The 19,823-nt window shown below is 70.2% G+C and carries 19 protein-coding genes; 3 read left to right on the top strand and 16 right to left on the bottom strand.

From position 1 onward, the window contains the following. Position 1: 1 nt before the first annotated feature. From mraY to DMC64_RS40745, 16 genes are all read right to left on the bottom strand, one after another. Entirely contained in the window at positions 2-1,087 is a 1,086-nt protein-coding gene (mraY, locus tag DMC64_RS40670) for a phospho-N-acetylmuramoyl-pentapeptide-transferase (RefSeq protein WP_016332673.1), read from the bottom strand. Continuing rightward, complete coding sequence (gene murF / locus DMC64_RS40675) at positions 1,084-2,604, bottom strand: UDP-N-acetylmuramoyl-tripeptide--D-alanyl-D-alanine ligase (RefSeq protein ID WP_125737855.1); 1,521 nt, start codon at positions 2,602-2,604, stop codon at positions 1,084-1,086. The genes mraY and murF overlap by 4 nt, the downstream gene beginning before the upstream one ends. Further along, the gene (locus tag DMC64_RS40680; RefSeq protein WP_125737906.1) at positions 2,601-4,106 is read right to left on the bottom strand and encodes a UDP-N-acetylmuramoyl-L-alanyl-D-glutamate--2,6-diaminopimelate ligase; all 1,506 of its coding nucleotides are present in this window, start codon (positions 4,104-4,106) and stop codon (positions 2,601-2,603) included. The genes murF and DMC64_RS40680 overlap by 4 nt, the downstream gene beginning before the upstream one ends. A 365-nt stretch (positions 4,107-4,471) precedes the next feature. Further along, on the bottom strand, positions 4,472-6,400 hold the full coding sequence (locus tag DMC64_RS40685) for a penicillin-binding protein 2 (protein WP_037343188.1): 1,929 nt from the start codon (positions 6,398-6,400) through the stop codon (positions 4,472-4,474). Next, positions 6,400-7,110 (bottom strand): hypothetical protein, encoded by a 711-nt coding sequence (locus DMC64_RS40690; protein WP_037343185.1) that lies wholly within the window; start codon positions 7,108-7,110, stop codon positions 6,400-6,402. The genes DMC64_RS40685 and DMC64_RS40690 overlap by 1 nt, the downstream gene beginning before the upstream one ends. Further along, complete coding sequence (gene rsmH, locus DMC64_RS40695) at positions 7,107-8,066, bottom strand: 16S rRNA (cytosine(1402)-N(4))-methyltransferase RsmH (RefSeq protein WP_038516446.1); 960 nt, start codon at positions 8,064-8,066, stop codon at positions 7,107-7,109. The genes DMC64_RS40690 and rsmH overlap by 4 nt, the downstream gene beginning before the upstream one ends. A gap of 204 nt (positions 8,067-8,270) precedes the next feature. Next, on the bottom strand, positions 8,271-8,702 hold the full coding sequence (gene mraZ, locus DMC64_RS40700; protein WP_005156436.1) for a division/cell wall cluster transcriptional repressor MraZ: 432 nt from the start codon (positions 8,700-8,702) through the stop codon (positions 8,271-8,273). A gap of 506 nt (positions 8,703-9,208) precedes the next feature. Then, positions 9,209-9,790, bottom strand: a complete 582-nt coding sequence (locus tag DMC64_RS40705) for a hypothetical protein (RefSeq protein WP_233629996.1) — start codon at positions 9,788-9,790, stop codon at positions 9,209-9,211. Then, positions 9,790-10,290 (bottom strand): hypothetical protein, encoded by a 501-nt coding sequence (locus DMC64_RS40710; protein ID WP_125737856.1) that lies wholly within the window; start codon positions 10,288-10,290, stop codon positions 9,790-9,792. The genes DMC64_RS40705 and DMC64_RS40710 overlap by 1 nt, the downstream gene beginning before the upstream one ends. A gap of 82 nt (positions 10,291-10,372) precedes the next feature. Beyond that, positions 10,373-11,512: a WXG100 family type VII secretion target gene (locus DMC64_RS40715; RefSeq protein WP_125737857.1), complete on the bottom strand. Its 1,140-nt coding sequence runs from the start codon at positions 11,510-11,512 to the stop codon at positions 10,373-10,375. After that, entirely contained in the window at positions 11,509-11,832 is a 324-nt protein-coding gene (locus DMC64_RS40720; protein WP_038516452.1) for a type VII secretion target, read from the bottom strand. Before DMC64_RS40720 ends, DMC64_RS40715 begins: the two co-directional genes overlap by 4 nt. Continuing rightward, complete coding sequence (locus DMC64_RS40725) at positions 11,829-12,356, bottom strand: YbaB/EbfC family nucleoid-associated protein (RefSeq protein ID WP_125737858.1); 528 nt, start codon at positions 12,354-12,356, stop codon at positions 11,829-11,831. The genes DMC64_RS40720 and DMC64_RS40725 overlap by 4 nt, the downstream gene beginning before the upstream one ends. A 52-nt stretch (positions 12,357-12,408) precedes the next feature. Then, positions 12,409-13,161: an ESX secretion-associated protein EspG gene (locus tag DMC64_RS40730; RefSeq protein ID WP_037343174.1), complete on the bottom strand. Its 753-nt coding sequence runs from the start codon at positions 13,159-13,161 to the stop codon at positions 12,409-12,411. Beyond that, positions 13,158-13,736: a PPE domain-containing protein gene (locus DMC64_RS40735; protein ID WP_125737859.1), complete on the bottom strand. Its 579-nt coding sequence runs from the start codon at positions 13,734-13,736 to the stop codon at positions 13,158-13,160. The genes DMC64_RS40730 and DMC64_RS40735 overlap by 4 nt, the downstream gene beginning before the upstream one ends. Positions 13,737-13,744: 8 nt before the next feature. Further along, entirely contained in the window at positions 13,745-14,281 is a 537-nt protein-coding gene (locus DMC64_RS40740; RefSeq protein ID WP_125737860.1) for a DUF3558 domain-containing protein, read from the bottom strand. Between the two features lie 4 nt (positions 14,282-14,285). Continuing rightward, positions 14,286-14,639 (bottom strand): hypothetical protein, encoded by a 354-nt coding sequence (locus DMC64_RS40745; RefSeq protein ID WP_037343168.1) that lies wholly within the window; start codon positions 14,637-14,639, stop codon positions 14,286-14,288. Positions 14,640-14,910: 271 nt separating this feature from the next. Between DMC64_RS40745 and DMC64_RS40750 the strand changes: the two genes are divergently transcribed. The 3 genes from DMC64_RS40750 to DMC64_RS40760 are packed head-to-tail and all read left to right on the top strand — an operon-like array spanning position 14,911 to position 19,788. Then, positions 14,911-15,990: a MoxR family ATPase gene (locus tag DMC64_RS40750; protein ID WP_199755259.1), complete on the top strand. Its 1,080-nt coding sequence runs from the start codon at positions 14,911-14,913 to the stop codon at positions 15,988-15,990. A gap of 16 nt (positions 15,991-16,006) precedes the next feature. Further along, on the top strand, positions 16,007-17,281 hold the full coding sequence (locus DMC64_RS40755) for a DUF58 domain-containing protein (RefSeq protein ID WP_037343164.1): 1,275 nt from the start codon (positions 16,007-16,009) through the stop codon (positions 17,279-17,281). Further along, positions 17,278-19,788, top strand: a complete 2,511-nt coding sequence (locus tag DMC64_RS40760) for a DUF3488 and transglutaminase-like domain-containing protein (protein ID WP_125737861.1) — start codon at positions 17,278-17,280, stop codon at positions 19,786-19,788. The genes DMC64_RS40755 and DMC64_RS40760 overlap by 4 nt, the downstream gene beginning before the upstream one ends. Positions 19,789-19,823 lie beyond the last annotated feature (35 nt).

The raw sequence follows: 19,823 nt of genomic DNA on the forward strand, positions 1-19,823 counted from the left end.
GCTAACCCCCGAGACCGAGCTGTTCGCTGTAGAACAGGCCGAGACCGAACATGCAGCAGATGGCCGAAAGCAGCCAGAACCGGATGATGACGGTGGTTTCGGCCCAGCCCGCGAGCTCGAAGTGGTGATGGAACGGGGCCATCCGGAACAGCCGCCGCCGGGTCGTGCGGAACACGGCGATCTGCGCGACCACCGAGATCATCTCGACCATGAACAGACCGCCGATGACGATGGCGAGCAGTTCGGTGCGGGTGGTCATCGACAGACCGGCGACGAGGCCACCGAGGGCCAGCGAACCGGTGTCACCCATGAAGATCTTCGCCGGTGCGGCGTTCCACCACAGGAAGCCGACACAGGCGCCGGTGGCCGCGGCGGCGACCACCGCCAGGTCCAGCGGGTCACGGACGTCGTAGCAGGCGGCCTGCGGGGTGACCGCGCACGAGAGGCGGGTCTGCCAGAAGGCGATGACGACGTAGGTCGCCAGCACCATCGCCGCGGTGCCGCCGGCGAGACCGTCGAGGCCGTCGGTGAAGTTCACCGCGTTCGACCAGCCCGAGATGACGATGTAGCAGAAGATCACGAAGAACACCGACGGGAAGGTGATCAGCGCGAGGTCCCGCACGTAGGACAGGCTTTCCGACGCCGGGGTGAGCCCGCGTTCGTCGGCGAACTGCAACGCCAGGATCGCGAAGGCGATCGTGACCACGAGCTGGCCGACCAGTTTCGCGGTCTTGTTCAGCCCGAGGTTGCGCTGTTTGCGGATCTTGATGAAGTCGTCGAGGAACCCGACGAGCCCGAGGCCGACGGCCAGCAGGAGGACCAGCAGCCCCGAGGCGGACGGGCCGCCGGTGCCGTTGCCGCCGCTGAGCGCGCTGATCAGATGCGCCACGAAATACCCGACGACCATCGCGACGATGATCGCGACACCACCCATCGTCGGGGTACCGCGTTTGGATTTGTGTCCCTGCGGTCCTTCCTCCCGGATCTCCTGGCCGAAGCCCTGCCGGGAGAACACCCGGATCAGATAGGGAGTGAGGAGGATGGAGACCAGCAGGCCCGCCGCGGCCGCGATCAGGATGCTGATCACGCGTCACCACCGTTCGAGCGTTCGTGAGAGGGGGAAAGGGATTCAGCGTCGGTTACGGGAGCGGCGAGCACGGCGTCGGCCACCCGCCACAGGGCGGCGGCCTTGGACGCCTTCACCAGCACCACGTCTCCCGCGCGGAGCTGATCATGCAGCAGGGCGATGGCGGCGTCGACGTCGGGTACCAGTACCGACTCCTCACCCCAGGAACCCTCGTGCTGGGCACCCTGATGGGTGGCCGCGGCGGCCTGGCCGATGACCACGAGCTTGTCGATGTTGAGCCGGACGACGAGCCTGCCGATGCCGTCGTGCGCGGCGACCGAGTTCTCGCCGAGGTCGCCCATCACGCCGAGCACGGCCCAGGAGCGGCGGTTCGCGCTCATCGACGCGAGCGCCTTGAGCGCGGCCCGCATCGACTCGGGGCTGGCGTTGAAGGAGTCGTTGAGGACCGTGACGCCGTCGGCGCGGGTGGTGACCTCCATACGGCGCTCGGAGCGCCGCTCCAGGCCCGACAGGCGGGCCGCGACCTCCTCGACCGTCGAGCCCATCTCCAGGGCCACAGCGGCCGCGCTGAGCGCGTTGCCGACCTGGTGCTCGCCGTAGAGCGGCAGCTTCACCGGCGCCTCGCCGTCCGGGGTGACCAGGCGGAACGACGCGCGCGCCTCGTCGTCGAGGGTGATGTCGACCGCGCGGACCTGCGCGGACTCGCTCTCGCCGACGAACACGACCCGGGCCTTCGTCCGGCTCGCCATCGCCGCGACGTACGGGTCGTCGAGGTTCAGGACCGCGACACCGCCGTCCTCGGCACTCGGCAGCGCCTCCACGAGCTCGCCCTTGCCCTTGGCGATGCCCTCGCGCGAGCCGAACTCGCCGACGTGCGCGGTGCCGACGTTGAGCACGACCCCGATCCGCGGCGGCGCGATGGCCGCCAGTTCGGCGATGTGGCCGGGCCCGCGGGCGGAGAGCTCCAGCACGAGCTGCCGCGTCGAGTCGTCGGCCCGCAGCGCCGTCCAGGGGTGGCCCAGCTCGTTGTTGAACGAGCCCGGCGGCGCCACCGTCGGGCCGAGTGGCTCCAGCAGCTGGGCGATGATGTCCTTGGTGGAGGTCTTGCCCGCCGAACCGGTGACCCCGACGACGGTCAGGTGGTCACCCGCGAGCTTCTGGATCACGTGCCGGGCGAGTTTGGCGAGCGCGGCCAGCACCGCGGCACCCGCCCCGTCCTTGTCCGAGACCAGCGCGAACGCACGCTCGTGCCCCTCGCCGGGCTCCAGCGGCGGCACGATCACGGCCGGGGCGTCGACCTCACGGGCCGCGAGCACCGCGACGGCGCCCGACTCGACCGCCCGCGCGGCGAAGTCGTGGCCGTCGACCTTCGCGCCGGGCAGCGCGATGAACAGACCGCCGGGAGTGACCTCACGGGTGTCGAATTCGACGCTTCCGGTGACCTCGGCGGTCCCGTCGGTCCGATGCAGCCGCCCGCCGACGATGGCGGCGATCTCGGCCAGGCTGAGCACGATCACACTGTCTCCAGACGTCTGCGGATGGCGGCGGCCAGCTCTTCCCGGTCGGAGAACGGGTGCACGACACCCTGGACCTCCTGGCCGGTCTCGTGGCCCTTGCCCGCGATGAGCACGATGTCGCCGGGCCGGGCCAGCTCGACCGCGTGGGCGATGGCCTCCCGGCGGTCGGCGATCTCGAGGATCTCGCCGCCCAGGGCAGGCCCGGCGTTGCGGGCGCCGGCCAGCATCGCCGCCCGGATCGCGGCCGGATCCTCCGACCGCGGGTTGTCGTCGGTCACGATCAGCACCTCGCTGCGGCGGACCGCGGCCTCGCCCATGACCGGGCGTTTGGCGGTGTCACGGTCCCCGCCGCAGCCGAGGACGGTGATGATCCGGCCCTCGGTGCGGGCACGCAGCGCGTCGAGCCCCTGCGCCACCGCGGCGGGCTTGTGCGCGTAGTCGACCACCGCGGTGAACGGCTGGCCGAGGTAGACCCGCTCCATGCGGCCCGGCACCTCGACCGCGGCGAGCCCGGCGACGATGGCGTCGAGCGGGACACCGGCGGTGTTGAGGATCCCGGCCGCGAGCACGGCGTTGGCCACGTTGAACTCACCCGGCAGCGGGATCTTGGCCGCGGCGGTGAGGCCCTCGGGGCCGTGGAGGGTGAAGGTCTGCTCACCCGCCGGGGTGGGGGTGAGGTCGGTGGCGCGCCACAGCGCGTCCGTTCCCGGCTCGGTGGACACGGTCACCGTGTGCGGGGTGAGGAGCGCCTGGCCCCAGGCGCTGTCGACGACGACCACCTCGGCGGTGGACCGGCCGTCGAACAGCAGCGACTTGGCGGCGAAGTACTCCTCCATGTCCTTGTGGAAGTCCAGGTGGTCCTGGGAGAGGTTGGTGAATGCTCCGACCGCGAAGCGCGTGCCGTTGACCCGCCCCAGCGACAGCGCGTGGCTGGAGACCTCCATCGGGACGTGCGTGACGCCGCGCTCCACCATCACCGCGAACAGGGCCTGCAGATCCGGCGCCTCGGGGGTGGTGAACCCGCTGGCGAGGCGCTCCCCCGCGATCCGGGTCTCGACCGTGCCGATCAGCCCGGTGGTGAGCCCGGCGGCCTTGAGCCCGGCGTCGACCAGGTACGACGTCGTGGTCTTGCCGGACGTCCCGGTGATGCCGAGGACCGACAGCTCCAGCGACGGCTCCCCGTAGATCCAGGCGGCGATCTCGCCGAGGGCGGCCCGCGGGTCCGGGTGCACCAGGATCGGCACGCCGGCGTCGCGGAGCACCGGACGCTCGGCACCGGCCTCGTCGGTGAGCACGGCGGCCGCGCCGGCCGCGATGGCCTGGTCGCTGAAGTCCGCGCCGTGGGCGCGAGCACCGGGAAGCGCGGCGAAGAGGTCACCGGGGAGGACGTGCTGGGCGCGGAGCGTGCTGCCCGTGACCGTCAGCTCGGCCGCGGCCGGGTAGTCGTCGCCACCCACCACGAGCCGGGCGCCCGCCCTGGCGAGCAGCGTGCCCAGCGGCATCGGCTCGATCCTGGCCGGACGAGGGGGTGCGGCGACGGCCTTGACCGGGCTGTCCGGGACCTGGGCAGCCGTCGCGCCGGACCCGCTTTCGACGGCGGGACCGCTGCGGGGATCTGAAGTAGGCACCGACACAGCCAAGGAGGTTACCGGCGCGGCATTCGGGTGACTGAAGCGGTGCGGGGTGTGAGCGCGGCGATCATGCTCGTGGTAATGGGTTTCGCGAGCTCTCCTTGGCACGCAAGGGCTTCCGACTGTCGCTTGAGGACAGCGAGCCCCAGCGCGCTCCCGCTGGGCGAGATCCGGCCCCGATCACGCGAGTTACGCCTTCAAGCACGCGAGTTACGGCTCAGGACACGCGTGTCACGTCAGGAAAGCACCAACGGCACCTGAGGCGACGGACCGTCCGACAGCGGGATCTGGAACCGCTGCGCCAGGTACGCGGCCACCGAATGGAACAGCGGAGCGGCCGAGAGTCCTTGCTGCAGGGTGGCGTCCGGCGCGTCGAGCCGGATGCCGACCACGAAACGCGGGTTGTCGGCGGGCAGGATCCCGGCGAAGGTGATGTTGTACAGATGGTTGCTGTACGTCTTCGTCTGCGGGTCGACCTGCTGGCCGGTGCCCGTCTTGCCCGAGATCTGGTAGCCCTCCAGCGCCGCCTTCGGCCCGGTGCCGCTCTGCTGCCCGCGGCCCTTCTGCGTCACCGCGCGCATCATCTCGCGTACGGTCTTCGCCGCCTGCGGGCTGATGACCTGGACGGTCTTCGGCGCCGGCTCCGGGACGAGGGTCCCGTCCGGGTTGACCTTCGCCTTGACCACCCGGGGTTCCACCCGCAGGCCGTCGTTCGCGATGGCCTGGTACATCCCGGCCATCTGCACGACGGTCATCGAAAGTCCCTGTCCGATCGGCAGGTTTCCGAAGGTCGTGGCCGACCACTGGTTGCGCGGCGGCACGACGCCGGGGCTCTCACCGGGGAGGCCGAGCCCGGTGCGCTGGCCGAGACCGAACTTCTTGAGCAGATCCGCGTACCGGTCCTCGCCGAGTTTCTGCGCCAGCAACAGGGTGCCGACGTTCGACGACTTCGCGAAGATGCCGGTGGTGGTGAACTGCTGGGTGCCGTGGTGCCAGGCGTCCTTGACGATCTTGTCCGCGACCTGCAACGAACCCGGCACCGGCAGCGAGGCCTCCGGCGTGGTGATCCCCGCGTCGATCGCGCCCGCGGCGGTGACGATCTTGTTCACCGAACCGGGTTCGAACGGCGTGGTCACCGCGCGGTTGTTCAGGTTCTCCGTCTCGCTGCGCGAAGCGGGGTCGTTGAGGTTGACGGTCTTGTCGTTGGCCAGCGCGTAGACCTCGCCGGTCTTCGAGTCCAGGATGACCGCCTGGCCGCCCTTGGCCTTCGACTTGGCGACGTAATCGCTCAGCTGCCGCTGCAGTTCGTACTGCAGGTCGGTGTCGATCGTGAGCTGCAGGTCCGAACCGGGGACGGCGTTCTGGATGTCCCGTTCGGTACCCGGGATGACGAGATTGTCGTTGCCGTTCCGGGTGTTGACGATCTTGCGGCCCGGTGTTCCGGCGAGATCGTTGTCCCGCGAGGCTTCGAGACCGTAGCCACCGTGCAGGTTGTGCTTGGAGACGTCCTTGTCGTCGGTGCGCCAGTTCGCGTAGCCGACGATGTTCGCGCCGACCGAGTCACCGGGATACTCCCGCTTCGAACGCTTCTCGACGCTGATCCACGGGTATTCCTTGACGATCGCCTCGGCGACCGAAGGTTCGATGTCGTGGACCAGGTAGGTGAAGCCGTCCGGCTTGTGGAACTTGTCCAGCAGTTCCTGCTCGGTGATCACCCCGGGCAGCTTGGCCGCGATCAGCTTCGCCGCGCCCGCCACCTCGGACTCGAAGTTCTTGCCCTTGGTCGGGTTCTTCGCGGCGAAGTCGTCCATCGTCTTGTGGAGCCAGTTCAGGCTCACCGCGAGCGTCCGGACCTCGACGCTGAACGCGATCTTCGTCCCGTTGCGGTCCAGAATGGAGCCGCGCTGCGCGGGACTTTCGATCACCGACGTCCGCTGCCGTTCCGCCGCCTCGGACAGCGCGCCGGCCTCGAACCACTGCACCTGCACCAGTTTGAGACCGGCGAGCACCATCACGACGATCAGCAGGATCCGGACACCGGTGAACCGGCTCCGGTTCCCGCCGTTGCCCCGGCGGGCGGTGGCACGACGGGTCCCGGCGGCGTAGGTCCGCCGCGCGCTTCCCGCCGACCTGGCCCTGGCCTGAGCCGGGCGGCCGGGCGACATCACTGACCTCCCTGCGCCGGGGTCGCCGCGTTCTCCTGCGGCACCGCGGGCTGGTCGCCCTCGTACGGGGTGCCCTGCTGCGTTCCCTCGGCGGGCGGGGGCGCCGTCGATTCGGTCGAGGCGGCGGGCGCCTCCCCTTCGGCCTTCTTCGGCTCACCGACCACAGTGGACTGTCCATCCGGGCCGACCACGATATGCGCGGGGTCGCCGCCGGGCACCATGCCCAGTTCCCTGGCCTTGGGCGCCAGCGATGCGGGCGACTCGGCCTTCGCGACCTCGCGCTGCAGCCGTTCCTTCGCCTCGGCGAGCCCGGCGTTGGTCGTGCGGAGCTGTTCGAGCCGGTACGAATCGGCGATGGCCTGCGTGGTCAGCCACAACGTGCACGCCACACCGACGGCCAGCATGCCCATCATCATCAGCACGAACGACGCGCGCGAACGCGGCCAGCGCAGCTTGAGCTTCTTCTTCGGCTCTTCCTTGCCCGCGCCGCCTTCCGCGTCGGGACGGTTGCGCTGCTGGTCTCGCTGCAGCAGGTCGGCGCGCTGGGCACGGCGGGCGTAGGCGCGCTCGGCCGCCGACGTCCGGCCACGGGAGGCGCGGGACGTCGTGGTCTCGGTGGTGTCGGTCGCCTGGTCGGCGGTGGCGGTCGCGCGGGCACGCCGTCCGGGCGGCGGTGTCCGGCGGCCGCGGGACTTCGCGGGAGCGGTCATCGTGCTCGGTCTCCGATCCGTTCGGCGGCCCGTAGCCGCACGGAGGCGGCCCGCGTGTTCTGTTCGGTCTCCGCCTCGCCGGCCTTCTCGGCCCCTCTGGTGAGCAGTTTCAGTTCCGGGCCGTGGCCCGGCAGTTCCACCGGAAGCCCTTCCGGCGTCCGGGATTTCGCCAGTTCCGCGAAGGCCTGCTTGACCAGCCTGTCTTCGAGGGACTGATAGGACTCCACGACGATGCGGCCGCCGACGGCCAGGCAGGACAGCGCCCGCGGCATCGCCCGCCGCAGCACCTCCAGTTCGCCGTTGACCTCGATCCGCAACGCCTGGAAGGTGCGCTTCGCCGGATGCCCGCCGGTGCGCCTGCTCGCCGCGGGGACCGCGTCGTACAGCAGTTCCACCAGCCGTCCGCTGCGCGTGAAGGGTTCCTTCTCCCGTTCCGCCACAACGGCTTTGACGATCCGCTGGGCGAACCGTTCCTCGCCGTAGTCGCGCAGGATCCGGATCAGCTCGCCGGGGGCGTAGGTGTTGAGCACGTCGGCCGCGGTGAACCCGGTGGTCGGGTCCATGCGCATGTCGAGCGGGGAATCCTTGGAATAGGCGAAACCGCGCTCGGCCCGGTCGAGCTGCATCGAGGAGACCCCGAGGTCGAACAGGATCCCGTCCACTCTGGACAGTCCGAGACCCTGCAGCGCGGACGGCATCTCGTCGTAGACCGCGTGCACGAAGTCGACACGATCACCGTGCCGCGCAAGACGTTTAGCGGAAAGCTCCAGCGCGTTGGGATCACGGTCGAGGGCGACCAGGCGCAGCCGGGGGAACGCGGTGAGCAGCGCGTCGGAATGACCGCCGAGCCCGACGGTCGCGTCGACCAGCACGGCCTCGCGGTCGGAGAAGACCGGCGCGAACAGTTCGACGATGCGGTCGAGCAGCACCGGGACGTGCTCGTGTTCGTCTGCCATGTCTTCCCCCCTTTCCTGTAGTGCCGGGGAAGATGCCGGATGCCGTCAGGTCCCTGTCCGCCCGCCTGCTGACCTGGTACCGGGGAAGGTGTACCAGGGCCACTGAGCGGACAGAGGCCTCACGGCATCCGTGTGGACGGTTCCCGGCGTGTCCGAAGCGTGAACCCGCGCCCCCCGACGGCGTGGGTGCTTCCTCGGCCACGTCTAGAAGACGCCCGGCAGAACTTCCTCTCGAGCCTTCGCGTAGCTGTCCTCGTGTTCGTCCAGGTAGCCCTGCCACGCTTGGGCGTCCCAGATCTCCAGCCTGGTGATCGCCCCGATCACCACGCACTCCTTGTTCAGCCCGGCATAGCGTCGGAGCTCGGACGCGATCGCGATACGTCCTTGCCCGTCCGGGCGTTGTTCGTCCGTCCCGGCGAAGAGATAACGCTGATAGGCCCGGACCGCCTCGTTCGTGAACGGGGCGTCGGCGACCTTCCTCGCCATCTGCTCGAACTCGGCCCGGGGAAAGACGAAGAGACAGTGATCCTGTCCCTTGGTGACCATCAGCCCACCGGCGAGCGCGTCGCGGAACTTCGCGGGCAGCGTGAGCCGCCCCTTGTCATCCAGTTTCGGGGTGTGGGTGCCGAGGAACACCGGCTCCACCTCCCTACCGATCCCGGCTGCGAACAGCCAAGCCCGGCCACGGGGCTCCCTTCTGCCCCACTGCGCACCACCGTACCCCACTTTTCACCACAGTCAACGCGGCAAAAGCCGCGACCACTCCGTCGTGTCAGACGTTTTCGCTGGTCAGCCAGGTGGGGCCTGGTGGGGGCTCGGTGGGGGACGGTGGCCAAGATCCCCCTGGGCGGGTATCGAAGCAACCTCATCCATGCCTGACACGTCCGGATATCGGCCGCCGGAACCCTGCTGTGGCGCGAAGTGGGGGTGAAAGTGGGGAATCCGGTGGGGGGCGGTGGGGACGGCCGAGGACACAGTGGAGGGTGGCCGTCGGGTCATCCCATGACCCGGGGTCGACAAAGGACTCTCGCCCCTCGTCCTCGTGAAGGCTCGGGCAGGCGTGTCGCGAAAGCCACTTTCGGGACATCAGACGTCGCGAAAGTGGCTTTCGCGACCTGATCGCCAAGGCGGGCATCCCAGGGTCAGCCGCGGTTGCGCTTGCGACGGCGTCCGTTCATTCCGGGTGTGGCGCGACGACTGACACCGCGCCAGTCCTTGGGTTTCTCCTTCGGTTCAGGCAGGAGCCGGCCAAGACGGTCACCCACCCAGAAGCCCGCGATCCACCCTGGGATCACGCTCACGAAGACGAGAAGGATCCACCAGCCGTCGGCGACCGGCCACGACGGCCGATCGACCGGGACGACGGAAAACCCACCTCTCGAACTGTTCTTCTTCCGGTACTTGTACTCCTCCACCGGCACCCTGCCCGAGAGCGCGGAAACCGCGGTGACCCACGCGGTCGAGACCTGTTCTCCGCCTCGGGGAACCTTGTCCCAGCTGACTTCCGCCTCGCACCGGAAAGTCATCCAGGTGTGAACCGGGTTCCGCTGGCACTGCCCGATCTGCGCGGTACCCGTCCGGATGGGCTTGCCCCACGGCTCGAACCCGACCACCCACTGCAGGGAGAACATCAGCCACAACGTGAGGATCACGCCGACGGCGCCCATCACGCCTGGGGGCCACCACCGAGTCCGGCGGGCCGGGCTCGTCGTCTGTTCGGGCATCAGCGGCCCCGCCGTCGCCGGCGTCCGTTCATTCCCGATGTGGCGCGACGGCTGACACCGCGCCAGTCCTTGGGTTTCTCCGTCGGTTCCGGCAGGAGCCGGTCGACGCCCTTGCCCGCGAACCAGCCGGCGACATACCCGGGGACCAAGCTCACGACAGTGAAGAAGAACCACCAACCGAACGGGAACAGCGGCCTTGGGCGCTCGACGGGGACGGCGTTGTACTGCGACCCGCCATAGCGGCCCGCGGACTGGTAGGACACGACGTTCACCTCGCCAGACAGGTTCGAAACCGAACCGATCACAGCGGAACTGACGAGGGGCTTGCCCGGCGCCTTCCGATCCCAAGTCACCTCGGCTTGGCAGACATGGATCAGCCAGAACCGCAGCGGGCTGCGGTGGCATTCCTGGATGCGCGCCACCCCGAACCGGTCCACTTTCCCCGTGTCGCTGATTCCCAGCGACAACCCCAGCGAGAACATGAACCACGCGGTCACCACCGCGACGACGACACCGGAGAGCACCCTCAGACTGACCCGGCCTCGCCGTTTCCGAACCGGCCGCTCGTCTTGTCCGGTCCGTTCAGTCATCGTCGTCGTCGAGCGTTCCGCTGATCCTGCCGGTGGTGGGCGGTGTGACCCTGCCGCGCTCGGCCGATCCGCCGTCGTATTGGACGCGATTCTCCGCGGCGGCCTTGCCTGCTTCCTTCCCGACCTTCAGGTAGGTGTTGTCCGCGATCTTGCCCGCGACGGTGTTCTCCATCCGGTTCATCCCGCCCCGCGCGTGTTTGAGCACACGCTCGGCACCTGTCGCGTCGGAGTCCAAGGCCTTCTTCGCGAGCTTGAGGTTGTCGGCTTTGAAAGCGTCCAGTGTCTTGTCACTGGCCTTGATCGCCTGATTGGCCTCGTGGCCCAGGTCCGAAGCCTTACGCCCCAGGGCCCGTGCCGCCTCCCGGGCCCGGTCGCTCGATCCTTCGAACCGTTTCACGAACTTTTGGATGGCACTGAGCAGCTTGCCGAGCTTCTTCTGGATCTTCGCCATGACCTTGACCGCGTCGGCGAAGATGCTCGCGGTGAACGCGGCGACGGAACCGCCGAGGGTGAACCACGATGAGGCGAGGGCCAGGAGCGCACGGGTGATCACATCGCTGATGAAGCCGGCGATGATGTCGAAGATCAGCGCCCGCGCGGTCGCCACCACCATCCCGCCCGTGGTGATCCAGTGGGCCGAATCCTTCGCCTCGGCCGCGACATCGCGCAAGGACTGCGTGTACTGCAGGGCGATCCGCCGGTACGCGATCGCCGCGTCACCGTCCCACCCGGATGTCGTGCTCAGCGCACCTTCGTAGTCGCCCGCCACCGCCTCGAGTTCCGTCGCGATGTTGTTCCAGGTCTGTGCCGCCTGCTGGACCAGATCGGGATCACCGGTGAGGATCTCCAGTGGTTCGCGGATGAACTCAAGGTTCTCCATCAGCCAGCCGACTCCGGCCTTCACCAGCTCACCGAGCGGATTCAAGCCCATCGACAGCAGGTCCAGCCCGACCGAGACCCCGTCCATGGCGAGCGCGAACGAGTCGATGTCCTGGTCTTGATCGGGGTTCAGGGTGCCGGCCAGCCCTTCGAGGCTGTCCGCCAGGCCGCCACCCTTGAAGTTCTTCTTCTCTTCGTTCTTCTGCGCGACCAGGTTCTGTTCCCTCGGGCCCGCGGCAGGTCCTTCGCTCACAGCTTCTTCCCCAGGTCCCGGCCGAGCTGCGCCGCGTCGTCGTCGATCTTCGTGTAGTCCGTGGCCGCCTTCCGCAGCGCGTCGGACAACGCGTCGCCGAGATTCGCCGCGCTGGTCATCAGCTCGTCCGCGTCACCTTGGGCCAGTTGCAGGACCCCGCCGACGGGCACCGCGCACAGCAGGCCATAGCCCTGGAAGCCGCCCATCCCGACCTGGTTCGCCGCCGAGGCCGCGCCGCGGATGCGGTCGGCGAGGTCGGTGACCTGGTCCGCGTGCGCTTTGAGGCGTTCCGGCGAGACGCCGTATCCGGGCCCGCTCACGAGCGGCCGGTCCAGTCGACGTGCTGGAAGTCCTCGCCGTCGTCCTCATCGGACACAGGACGGGACGGCCGGGGTTTCGCGGGCGGAGCGGACGGCGGTTCGGCCGGGACGCCGAAGCGTGCGGAGTCGTCCGGTTCCGGAGCGGGCTGCGTTTCTTCCCTCGGCGGCAAGGTGCTCTTGATGAAGTCCACCGCGTCGGAGTCTTCGCCGGTCAGCCCGGCCATGATCTCCAGCGTCCGGTCCGCCGCGCGCGTCGTCGCCTTGCGGTAGGTGCTCATGATCAGCGACGCGAGCTGGGCGGGCGGACGCTCCTGTGCCTGCGGGGACAGCGAGAGCGACGTCAGTCCCCCACCGGGGTTGACCGTCACGGTGACCAGCCGGTCCGGGCTGCTCAGCGTGACGACGTTGTTCTCCAGATCGGCCTTCGCCTGTTCCGCCTTGGCGAGCAGAGCGGCGCTGCGCCGCTCCTGTTCCCGCATCCACTCCTGCGGATCCCGCACGTGGCCACCGAACGGCACGCTCATTCCGAAACCCCCACTTCCCGAAGGCCCCCTCAGGCTTTCGTCTCGTCACAACTTAGCGGTCCGGGTCCAGCAGCGAAGCCAGTCGCGCGGCCAGCCGGGGACCGTCCACAGGGGACACGTTCACCCACGTCTGCCCGCCGCGGCCCTCGGTGCGTGCCGCGCAGTACGCGCCGACGTCGGTGTCGAACCAGGTCAGCCCGCCCGCCCGGTGCGCCCGGCCGTCGCGGTCGCGGGTCCGCACGGTGAACTGGCCCGCGCTGTAGACGGGCCGCGCCTGGATCGCGAGCACCTCACGCAGCTGGCTGTCCGAAGCCGACGATCGCCCGCCGTCGCCGAACACCGGATCCTCCAGGGCGTCGCCGAAGCGCGCCGCGGGCAGGCTGATGCCGTAACCGGGGCCGGGCCGCAGTTCGGGCAGGACGTCGACGATCGCGCCGAACACCTCGCCGTCGCCGATCCCGGAGAGCGCGATGGTCTGCTCGGGTTGCGTGGCCAGCACGCCGTGCCGCCCGCGCGCGGCCGCGACCGCGCGGAACGGCGCCGGAGCCGTCATGTCGGCCAGCGCCTCGCATTCGACGTAGACCTCGGCGCGCGCGAGCAGGTCCAGCCGCGCTTCCAGGGCGGCGTCGAGCCGGTCCCCGTCATAGAGGCCTCGTTCGGCGAGGTTGTCGTAGACCGCGCCGCGGATCTCGGCGCGTTCCGCTTCCGTGGTGCCGACGCTGCGCACGGACAGCGGCCACGGCGGGGCCGCGTGTCCCAGATCGGTCCAGAGGACGTCGAACGCCGACGCGGAAACGCGGATCAAGACCGCCCCAGCTCGGGCGGCTTCCCGAAGGAGACCCGCGGGGTCAGCGAACGCAACGAGGCATCGCGGGTGTTCATGACGTCGACGGCCTTGCGGCGGGCCTCTTCGGCTTCCGCGTGCTTGGCCTCCATCTCGTCGGCGAGCGCGGCCAGGAGCGCGAGGTTCCCGCCCGCCGCGGCGCCGCGAATCATCGCGCCGGGGTCGTAGTCCACCGGTGGCGGCATGTCGGCGCGGGCCCGCGCCGCCGCCTCGGCCTGTCCGGACACGGCCTTCCCGAGCGAGGACGAGAGGTCCGCCGACCACGCCAGCCAGCCGGACGCCGTGGCCAGCACCCCGCGGAGCGCGTCGCCCGCTTCCCCGCGCCAGTTCTCCTCACTGCTGCCGACCAGCCCGGCCAGTTCCGACGTCGCGTCCTGCATGCGCCGCGCGAGCGCGTCCCAGCCGGCGCCGATACCGCCCGCGGCCTCGGGGTCGTTGCCCGCTTCGACCTCGGCTGCCAGCGCTTCGTGGCTGTACGCCTCGTACCGCGTGGCCGCGACCGGGACCTCGCGTCCCGGCGTCTCTCCATCAGGCACTGTCACTCCTAAGGCAGTTTCGGTTCGGCCAATCCCGCCACCGTCACCGCGCGCTCGCACGCGAGCGGGGTGTCGGCGAAGTTCGTGTTGCTCACGTCGATCTGGACGCTCGCCTTCTCCCCCATGCCGAGCAGGACCGCGCAGGTCCCGTCGGCGGCCTTCTTGTCGGCGACCTTGAGCGCCTCCCGGCCGCCGACCTTGGTCTTGGTGGCGGTCTTGCGCGCGACCTCGAGATCGGCCAGGCCGTTCTTCTCGTCCACGGTGATGGTGACGCCGAACGTGGCGGGCACCGTCCAGTCGCAGGCGCGGGCGCCGTTGATCTCCTTCGCGACGCCGAGCACGGTGATCCCGGCGGTCGACCTGTCCTTCGGGTCGAGCAGCGTGCACGGATCCACGCCGCGATCCGGCGCGGGAGCCGAGGACGAAGACACGGGAGCCGGGGCGCCGTCGGCGGCCGGAACCGGCGTCTGGCCCGCGGCCCCTTGCCCGCAGGCGGACACTGTGAGGACGACCAGGACGCCGAGCGCGGAGAGGCCGGACTTCATGGGGTCAGCCGCCGACACAATCCACATCCGCCGCCGCTTGTTCATCCTGTCGGGTGTACTTCGCCAGCGCCTTCTCGATCCGGTTCTTGAGCGCCTCGAGTTCCTTGCCGAACGCGGTGAGCGCCTCGACCGCGGAGCCTTCGGCGCCGATCCCGTACTGCGCCATGAACTTGCCGACCTCGTCCGCGTATCCCCCGCCGAGGGGAACCGTGCGGCCGAGCACCTTCGCCTCGCGGACCATCTGGCCGACCACGTCTTGCAGGGCGGAGATCTTCACGTGGGCGTCGGCGGCCAGCTCCGGCGCGACCGCGAACCCGCTCAGATCGAACCTCGGCTTGGCGGTACTCACCTCGCTCATATGCGATTACGCCTCTCCGTAGTCGAGCGACCTCGCACCGGAGCATACGACAAAACAAGGTGTCAGCGGGAGCACCCGAAAACGCGCTCACCTCACCCGATCGAGGTAAGGTCTCTGGTTGCACAGAGTCATCGACTGGGGTTGGCGGGGTTCCCCCCACGAGTTCGCCCGAGTTTGACACACTTCGTGGGAGGCTGACCGCTGCCCGGGGGACTGAACGGTCCGGCAGAGGACCCAGCGGAAATCCAGCCACGCGGCATCAGGAGGTCGAGTGACGTCGAGAATCCAGTCTGCGACGCCCGGCGAACACCAGGGCGAGCAGGCAACCGGGCAGGCCCCGTACCCCACGGGCGCCGGCTCGGTCAGCGGCCGGCAGAACGGCCGTGAAGCCCCAGCGTCGCTGGACGAACTGCACGAGACCGCGCGGCGGATCGCCGCCAACGTGGAGCGGGTACTGGTCGGCAAACCCGACGTCATCCGCATCGCGCTCGTGACCCTGCTCGCCGAAGGCCACCTCCTCGTCGAAGACGTCCCCGGGGTCGGCAAGACCTCGCTGGCGAAGGCGCTGGCCCGCTCGATCGACTGCACCGTCAGCCGGATCCAGTTCACCCCCGACCTGTTGCCCAGCGACGTCACCGGGGTGTCCATCTACAACCGGCAGAGCGGCGAGTTCGAGTTCCGTCCCGGCCCGGTGTTCGCGAACATCGTGGTCGGCGACGAGATCAACCGCGCCTCGCCGAAGACGCAGTCGGCCCTGCTCGAATGCATGGAAGAGCACCAGGTCACCGTCGACACCTCGACCTACCATCTCGAAGAGCCGTTCATGGTGATCGCCACCCAGAACCCCATCGAAATGGAGGGCACGTACGCGCTGCCCGAGGCCCAGCGGGACCGGTTCACCGCGCGGGTGTCCATCGGTTACCCCGACCAGCAGGCCGAGCTGGCCATGGTCGACGAGCACGCCGGGCACAACCCGCTGGCCGACCTCGAGCCCGTCTCCGACCGCGAGTCGGTGCAGCGGCTGATCGAGACGGTGCGCTCGGTGCACATGTCGCCGGAGATCCGCCGGTACGCCGTCGACCTGGTGGCCGCGACCCGTCAGGTGCCGGAGATCCGTCTCGGCGCCTCGCCGCGGGCGACCCTGCAGCTGGTGCGCGCCGCCCGCGCGCAGGCCGCGCTGTCCGGCCGCGAGTTCGTCGTCCCGGACGACCTGCACACGGTCGCGGTGCCGGTGCTGGCCCACCGCATGGTGCTCACCACCGAGGCGCACGCCGCCCGCCGGTCGGCCACCGACGTGGTCCGCGCGATCCTGCACCGCGTTCCCGTACCGCAGGGCTCGAACAACCGCTGACAAAGGGAAACGGCGCATGCTGCGTGCTCTGTCCGGCCTGACCACACGCGGCCGCTGCCTCCTCGCCGCCGGCGTCGCCGCGGCGGCGTGCTCGTTCGTGCTCAACGAACGGGATCTGCTGCGGGTCGCGGTGTTCGTGATCGCCCTGCCGCTGCTGGTCGCCTTCTTCATCTCGGCGACCCGGCTGCGGCTGGGCGCGGCCCGCTCGCTGCGCCCGGAGCGGGTCTCGGTCGGCTCGCCGGGCGAGGTCCAGCTCGAACTCTGGCGGAACGGCAGGCTCCCGGCCGGTGAGGTGCTGCTCGAAGACGGCGTGCCCTACGCGCTCGGTTCGCGGCCGCGGTTCGTCGTCGAACGCCTCCCCCACGACCGCCGGGTCGCGCTGCGGTATCCGCTGCAGCCGGTGCTGCGCGGGATCCAGCAGGTCGGCCCGCTGCGGGCGACGATCACCGACCCGTTCGGGCTCTGCGAGTTCGAACGTGAGCTGATCGCGCATTCCCGGCTGGTCGTCGTGCCGAAGGTGGTCGGCCTGTGGGGCCTGCCGAGCGGCGCCGGGATCGGCGCGGGCGACGACGGCAGCATCCGCCTGCACGCCGGGCAGGGCGAGTCGGATGTGATCGTCCGGCAGTACCGCCAAGGCGACGACCTGCGGAAGGTCCACTGGCGCTCGACCGCCCGCCGCGACGAGATCATGGTCCGCGTCGAGGAACGGCCGTGGCGCGGCGGCACCACGGTGCTGCTGGACCACCGCGCGGCCGCGCATCACGGCACCGGCCCCGCGGCGAGCCTCGAATGGGCCGTCTCGTTCGCCGCCTCCGTGGCCCTGCACCTGCGGCGTTCCGGGCACCGGGTCCGCCTGATCACCGAACACGGCCTGACCCTGGCCGACACTCCCGGCGAGGGTGGCGAGCACTACGACAACGTCGTGCTCGACGTCCTCGCCGCGCTCCAGCCCGCGCACCAGCGCGACATCACCCTCGGCCACGACCCGGCCGAGGGACAGGAACTCATCGCGGTGCTCGGCACCGTCAGCAACGAATCCGTGCACGAGCTGTCCCGGTACCGCCCGCGCGGGATCCGGAGCCTCGCCGTGCTGCTCGACACCCCCGGCTGGTCGTCCGGCGTCAACCGGCCCGAAAACCGTGCCGCCGCCACCGAGGAGTCGGTGGCGCTGCTGCGAGCCGCGGGCTGGGGCGTCGTCGTCGCCGGTCCCGGATCGCCCATGCCGCAGGTCTGGGCCGAGCTCTGCCAGACGGCCACCCGCCGGGGCACGCTGATCGGAGGCGGCCTGTGACCGCGACCGCGCCGCCCCTGCGGCACACCCCCAAACCGCGTCCCGCCGCCCCGCCGCCCGTCTGGACGAGCAGCGTGCTCGCGCCGGTCGCCGCCGGGCTCGCCACGTTGTTCGCCTCGACCTCGCTCACCGGCGTGGTCTCCGGCTGGGCGTGGTTCGGCTATCTGCTGGTCGCCGTCGTGCTGATCGCCTCGACCGGCCTCGCCCTGCGCTCGCTGCGCGCGCCGACCATCGTCGTCGGCCTGGCGCAGCTGCTGGTGCTGCTGCTCCTGATCACCGGGGCGTTCACCACCAGCGGGATCCTGAAGATCTTCCCCGGCCCGGACGCCCTCGACGAACTGCGCGGTGTCCTCGCCGCCGCGGCCGAGCAGATCCGTGTCGGTCTGCCGCCGGTCGAGGGCACCCCGCCGATCCTCTGCCTGATCACCATCGCGATCGGCCTGGTCGCGGTCCTGGTCGACACGCTGGCCGTGGCCGCCGCCGCGCCCGCCGCGACCGGACTGGTCCTGCTGTGCGTGTACGCCGTCCCGGCAGCGCTGGCCGAGGACATGTTGCCGTGGTGGACGTTCCTGCTCGGCGCGGCCGCGTTCGCCGGTCTGCTCGCCGTCGACGGCAACCACCGCCATCGCCGCTGGCGCAACCGGGACGCGCCCGGGCTGGGCAATTCGGCGAGCACGTTGTCGGCGCCCGTCGGCGTGGTGGCCGCCGCGATCGCGATGGGCCTGGTGATCGGCACCGCCGTCACCGGGGTCGGCACCGTCGGCAGCCTTCCCGGCGGCCAGGGTTCGGGCCGCGGTGGCGCGGGCGGCTTCGGCGTCGAGCCGTTCACCCAGCTGCGTGGCCTGCTCGACCAGGGCGAGAACGTGGAGCTGTTCAAGGTCTACGGGCTGGGCGCGGACAAACGGCTGCTGCGCGCGTTCACCCTCGACACCTACACCCCGAACAAGGGCTGGGGGCTGGCGCAGAACGGCCGCGCCCAGCAGGGCGTGCAGGCCAACAAGGGGCTTCCGCCCGCTCCGGGTGACGACGGCGCCGGGCCCGGACGCGAGATCCGGATCGAGCCGACGAACTGGGTCGACAACTGGCTGCCGATCTACGGCGCGCCGAGGGCGCTCAACGGGCTGGCCGACAACTGGCTGTACGACCCGGTCGGCGGTGCCGTGTTCACCACGACCAAGCAGAACGCGCCCGCCTACACCGAGACCGCGTCCATCAAGGAACCGTCGAAGGACGAACTCCGGCTCGACGACCCCCGCCTGGCCGAGGTGCCGCCGCAGTTCACCCAGGTCGACCGCGTCGATCCCCGTGTGGTCGCGAAGGCCAAGCAGCTGACGGAGAACGAGTCGAACAATTTCGACAAGGCGCAGGCGCTCTGGTCGTTCTTCACCGCGCAGAACGGTTTCGTGTACGACACCAAGACGGCCGACGCCACCGACTCCGACGCGCTCGCCGACTTCATCCTCAACGGCAAACGCGGGTTCTGCGAGCAGTACGCGTCCGCGATGGCCGTGATGCTGCGGGCGGTCGGCATCCCGTCGCGGGTCGCCATCGGCTTCACCTCCGGGACGCCGAAGGGCGATCACGTCTCGATCAGCTCCGAAGACGCCCACGCGTGGGTCGAGGTCTACTTCCAGACGAAGGGCTGGGTCAGCTTCGACCCGACCCCGCTGCTCGACGGCCGCGCGGTCGTCCCGCCGTACCTGCAGAACGACGCCGGCAGCTCCACGACGAACGACACCCAGGAAGTGCCGAGCGCGCCCGCGTCGAGCGCCCCCGCCACCGGCACCCCCCGCGACCAGGGCGAGGACCTCGGTGCCGACGGCGGCACGGGCCAGCAGGAGGAGGAGCCGCTGTGGCCCGCGATCCTCGCCGGGATCCTCGGCGGGCTGGCGGCCGCGCTGACCGTGGTCGCGATCGTGCGGTCGCGGTTGAGATACCGGGCGCTGATGAGGTCGTCGTCCTCCCCGGGCGCACCGGAACCGGAACACGGGTTCCTCGACAACCAGAACGTGACGAACTGGCTGCCGCTGATCGCGATCGCGCTGTGGGTGGCGGCGTTCGCGTTCCTGGCGGCGTGGGTGTCGTGGTGGTTCGCGCTGGCGCTTGTGGTCGTCCTCGGCGGGCTCGGGACGCCGACGGCGATCCGGGAGATCAAGCGGCGGCTGCGGCTGCAGAAGATCGCGTCCCGCTCCCCCGCCGCGGCCGACGCGGCGTGGCGCGAGCTGATGGACGAATGCGCCGACCGCGGCCTGCCGCTGTCCGGAGGCGACACGGTGCGCGTGGCGGGCCGGAAGGTCGTCGAAAAGCACCGGCTGGACGAAGAGGGCCGCTCCGGGCTGCGGACGGTCATCGGCGTCGTGGAGCGGTCGTGGTACTCGGACAAGCCGGCCGACGACCAGACGCTGGGCCCGGCCTTCGACGAAGTGCGCAAGAGCCTGAAGCGGAACGCGCCGATGTCGTGGAAGGGCCGCCTGTTCCCGCGTTCACTGCGGCGGCGGGACAAGTAGCACCCGAGTGCGCGTGAAGGCCTCCTTCCCTCGGC

This window comes from Amycolatopsis sp. WAC 04197 (assembly GCF_003947475.1).
GTDB lineage: Bacteria > Actinomycetota > Actinomycetes > Mycobacteriales > Pseudonocardiaceae > Amycolatopsis > Amycolatopsis japonica.